Annotated in this window: 6 protein-coding genes; 1 reads left to right on the top strand and 5 read right to left on the bottom strand. The window is 33.7% G+C overall.

Features of this window, described 5'->3' with window-relative positions; translation table 11 throughout:
• Window positions 1-353: 353 nt before the first annotated feature.
• The 3 genes from Aso01_RS15740 to Aso01_RS15730 all read right to left on the bottom strand — a co-directional run bounded on the left by Aso01_RS15740 (window position 354) and on the right by Aso01_RS15730 (window position 2,516).
• The gene (locus tag Aso01_RS15740) at window positions 354-1,109 is read right to left on the bottom strand and encodes a restriction endonuclease (RefSeq protein WP_052406679.1); all 756 of its coding nucleotides are present in this window, start codon (window positions 1,107-1,109) and stop codon (window positions 354-356) included.
• A 76-nt stretch (window positions 1,110-1,185) separates the two neighbouring features.
• Window positions 1,186-1,512 (bottom strand): hypothetical protein, encoded by a 327-nt coding sequence (locus Aso01_RS15735; protein WP_004931609.1) that lies wholly within the window; start codon window positions 1,510-1,512, stop codon window positions 1,186-1,188.
• Window positions 1,513-1,610: 98 nt separating this feature from the next.
• Entirely contained in the window at window positions 1,611-2,516 is a 906-nt protein-coding gene (locus tag Aso01_RS15730) for an Abi family protein (protein ID WP_004931611.1), read from the bottom strand.
• Between the two features lie 252 nt (window positions 2,517-2,768).
• Here Aso01_RS15730 and Aso01_RS15725 point away from each other — a divergent pair, with 252 nt between their 5' ends.
• Entirely contained in the window at window positions 2,769-3,251 is a 483-nt protein-coding gene (locus tag Aso01_RS15725; protein ID WP_004931616.1) for a hypothetical protein, read from the top strand.
• A 63-nt stretch (window positions 3,252-3,314) separates the two neighbouring features.
• On the opposite strand, the gene Aso01_RS15720 is transcribed toward Aso01_RS15725, so the two are convergent.
• A complete protein-coding gene (locus tag Aso01_RS15720) occupies window positions 3,315-3,626 on the bottom strand; it encodes a BrnA antitoxin family protein (RefSeq protein WP_004836815.1) in 312 nt (103 codons plus the stop codon).
• A complete protein-coding gene (locus tag Aso01_RS15715) occupies window positions 3,613-3,900 on the bottom strand; it encodes a BrnT family toxin (RefSeq protein WP_002124950.1) in 288 nt (95 codons plus the stop codon). The genes Aso01_RS15720 and Aso01_RS15715 overlap by 14 nt, the downstream gene beginning before the upstream one ends.
• Window positions 3,901-4,005 lie beyond the last annotated feature (105 nt).

Here is a 4,005-nt window from a genome sequence, read left to right as displayed (position 1 = left end):
TGTTTGATACTTCTTGCCAATTAAATTGTTTAAAAAAAAATCAAAATTGCGACTTTTTCTGATTTCTTAAGCCTTCCATTTCTGAATTTATCCCCATTTTCTGCGGACAACTATCGGGATAATTTTTTGGGCCTTTCACTGTACGTTCTGGCTTACAGCCATTCAAGAAATTCCCCAATAGGCAGATGATCCTCGATTTCCTATCATGGACTCATCAAGAACAGGATGTTCGAAGACCTAAAACAATAATCATAAGTCAAACACCAGGATCGTGAAGCTAGACAGGAGTCATGCTTAAGCATCAAATACGAAAAACCCCGACAGGATGTCGGGGTTTTTCATTATCAGATGTATCAGTACTTACTTAGCATGTCTTTTAAATCATAATAGTCTTTTAAATCAAGACTATTTTCAACTAGCTTAGCTTCATCACGAGCATCTTTTGTAAAAAATCCTGTTGTGACAATAACACTCTTATTTGCATTTCGCATGTGATGGACACCAACAACACTACGAATAATATCTACACTAACTTTATTGTCAGGTGCGTACCGTTTACACTCTATATGCGTTAAATAACTAGAGATACCTGTTCTAATATACGCGATAATATCTCTACCACCATCACGAGTTGCAGGTGTCAATTCAACATCAAATCCCATATCTTTAATAATACTAGCAACTAATTCTTCGAATTTTCGAGATGAAAGCTGATAAAGATCTTGAGGTTTTTTTTTGAAGTATGCCTTAATATGATTATCAATTGACATAATTTCTATTTTAGGTAGATCTAAAACGCCATTTTTATCTTCATATAACTCATCCTTAACCTCTCCAGATGATTCAATATGAAGCATTTTGGTACGCAGCTCGTTATTGGCATCTGATTGACTACCTATACTTGTGCCTACATCTTGAGGTCTATAGTTACCATCTTCTTCTTTTGCAAGAATTACATATCCCCAGTCTTTATCAATATTGTCCAGAAGAAGAACACCAACAAGATCTAAGGTATTACTTTTATACCAAGCAATTTCTCTTGTTATTCCAGTATATGTTTTAGTCACATATTTGGAAAACTCACTTTCTGTTATGAACTCAATAGACACTTTTTTACCTAATTAATTAATTTTTAATATAAAAAAGAAGCAGCTTGGTAAGCTGCTTCCTTAAATTCAATATGACTTAATATTCGTCAGAATCCTGCTCTGGTTCATACTCCAGATCCATTTGGAAATCTTTTAACAAATTAAGTCCATTAGTTTGATGATCTATATAATTAAGTACCCCTTCTGGATACTCATATACCAACCATCGAACTTCTTCACTATTTACATAGGCAGTGCCAATATGCACATATTCAGTCCCCATTTGTCTATCTGGATCATGTACCTCTGTGTCCCATTCTACCTCATCAGGGGAAATGCTAATTTCTTCATATCCCATGTCCCCGTCTTCATTTTCTACTTCTACTTCAAAAATAGCTGTACCACTTAAATTCACTGCTGCCATGTTGGTGCCTTCTCTGTAATCACTGCATAGTTTTTATGATGGGTAAACCTTTAAAATTCAATAGTAAAATAGAAATTTATAACTATTTCTTCACGTTATTACTTATCAAAAGTATTGTAACTATTGTTTAAGTAGCAAATGACATAACTCTCTAAATTACCGCTATTACTCCGATATACTTGGAAACTTTCAACTTTTAACAATAAAAAAAAGCTTTTCCAATTTTTGGATTGTTCAATAGCTAAACTACACTGAGGATCAATATCACGAACAAGATCTAATAAACTTAACAATAATATTTTTAAGCTATTAATCATCTGATTTACCGTTCTAGGATAAAAATCAGGATGCCCAGCTATAGGTTCAGGTATTCGCATAATACTATCGTGATGACCAATACGATTTCTAAATGACTTAATTCTGTTTAATGTATCTAAAATACTTTTTAAATGGTTTAAATCAAAACCTTTTGTAGAGTGGCGAAATATTTCTTTTAGATATTGCGTTGTTAAGCTTCCATGTTTCAGCCATTCCAACCGTTTGAGTAGACTCACCCAAAAGCCAAAACTAACTGATGCGACCAGATCATCATGAGTGAAAGAGGTCTTTCCTTTCTCAATATATTCACAAATGATGTTTATAAAATTTTGTCTATCTTTTTTACTTAATTTAAATGATGAATGTAAATTATAGTTGTTAGCATCAGGATAAAAATCCTTTCCTGCATGTTGGGCACTGAGCATATCTCGCTGAAGTTTATTAACTAAATTTTGTTGCTGACGGCTGCCTACAATCCAATCATCCTGATTTGGATAACAATTCAAAGAGGCCATTGCTTGATGAATTTTACTCCGAAATATAATTTCAAAATCACATAAGATTAAGAATGCTTCGGCAGCTAGATCTTGATGCCATTGATAGACCCCTTGTGTCTCACTTTTAGAAGTAACATTAAAAAAAGTTTGATAAGTCTGCTTTCTTGGTATTGGAATAAGTAATGACATTGAGCTAAATGATTGCAATCAATTTTAAATTGCGTTAAATTGTACACGTTAAGTCTTATTAATTACGGTTGGTAAGACAAAAAAATTGAGTAAAAAGCCCGCTTAACAGTGGGCTTTTTACTGTCTGCAATTTATTCACTTAACATAAAATTTCTTATTCAAAATTTCAAACATTGAAATTTTCTACAATTCCAACACCTATATGAAAAATACTGGTGTTACATAAAAAATTTTAAAAATGGTTAAAATTCAATGAATAAAGCTAATGTATCTCTAATACTTTCGTTTCTAGCTATTATTATTGCTACTTGGTCTGCTTATACTCAATATTTACAGAGACAAGATGCTATTGAAGAAAAAATAAAAATTGAATTAAAAATGACCTTTGATAAAAGCCCTCTAAGCCCAACAGATTTAAGAATATTGAGTGGGGTCGATGAAAGGAAAGGCCTAAAAACTGCTATGTTAATTACAAATATTGGAAATGCCCCAGTTAGAATTATAGAAGCAGGCTATCAGGATCTAGATATGCCAGAATATGCATCTCAATTAGATACAGAAAAGGTCTTATCTGCAGGTGAGAAAGTCTTACTTCCTATGCCAAACCTCATTACTATCGACCATCAGCTCACTGATAATATAAAAATGGGGGTGGATAAGAATGCTAAAATTTTTGCAGTGACAACAAAAGGAAAACGCTTTGAAGTACCTGCAATTATTGAAGTTGCAAAGTAAATTTTATTTAACATAAAATCTCTTATGCGAAGCAAAAATGGGAGTCTATAGCTCCCATTTTCATCAATGATTCTTAAGATCTTCTAGCATTGCTTCACGCAGAATTTTATTCATGCGTGTCTGATAGCCTTTGCCTTGAGCCTTTAACCATGCAAGTACATCTGCATCTAGACGAACAGATGTTTGTTGCTTCACTGGACGATAAAATTGCCCATGGCGAACAGCATGACTCCAGTCGGTAATCTCAGGAATGTCAGATAGATCTAATTGTTCATCTGGTACAGTTCCTTTCGCAAGCAAGCGTTTAATTTCAGCATCTTGCTTGTCACTGAAATTTTCATTCAGTTCTTTGCGTGTATATCTAACCATGCTCATATTGATTGCGTTCCGCTTTAGTGACTTGCCTTGCACTAATGATTCGTATGATCTCACAGTCATCATCGTCAATGATTGTATGAGCCACCAATAACATCAGTACACCTTTAACCATACCGATCGTTTGCCAACGTTCTTCACCATTGGTATGTCGATCCTGGATTGAGATCCGTAAAGGATCTTCAAAAACGAGGCTTGCGGTTTCAAAAGATACATCATGTTTTTTCTGATTCTTTTGGTTTTTAGCCTCATCCCATTCGAAATACAGTTCCATAAAAAACATTCAAATTTGTATATACAATAATGTATCACAAATTTGTATCACTCAAGCTAATTGGAGTAATTTTTAGTCAAAATTATTGGCAAGAAGTATCAAACG

Source organism: Acinetobacter soli, assembly GCF_000760595.1.
In the GTDB taxonomy this organism is placed as follows: Bacteria; Pseudomonadota; Gammaproteobacteria; order Pseudomonadales; family Moraxellaceae; genus Acinetobacter; species Acinetobacter soli.
The sequence above is the reverse complement of the archived record's forward strand: the minus strand, read 5'-3'. Positions and strand labels throughout refer to the sequence as shown.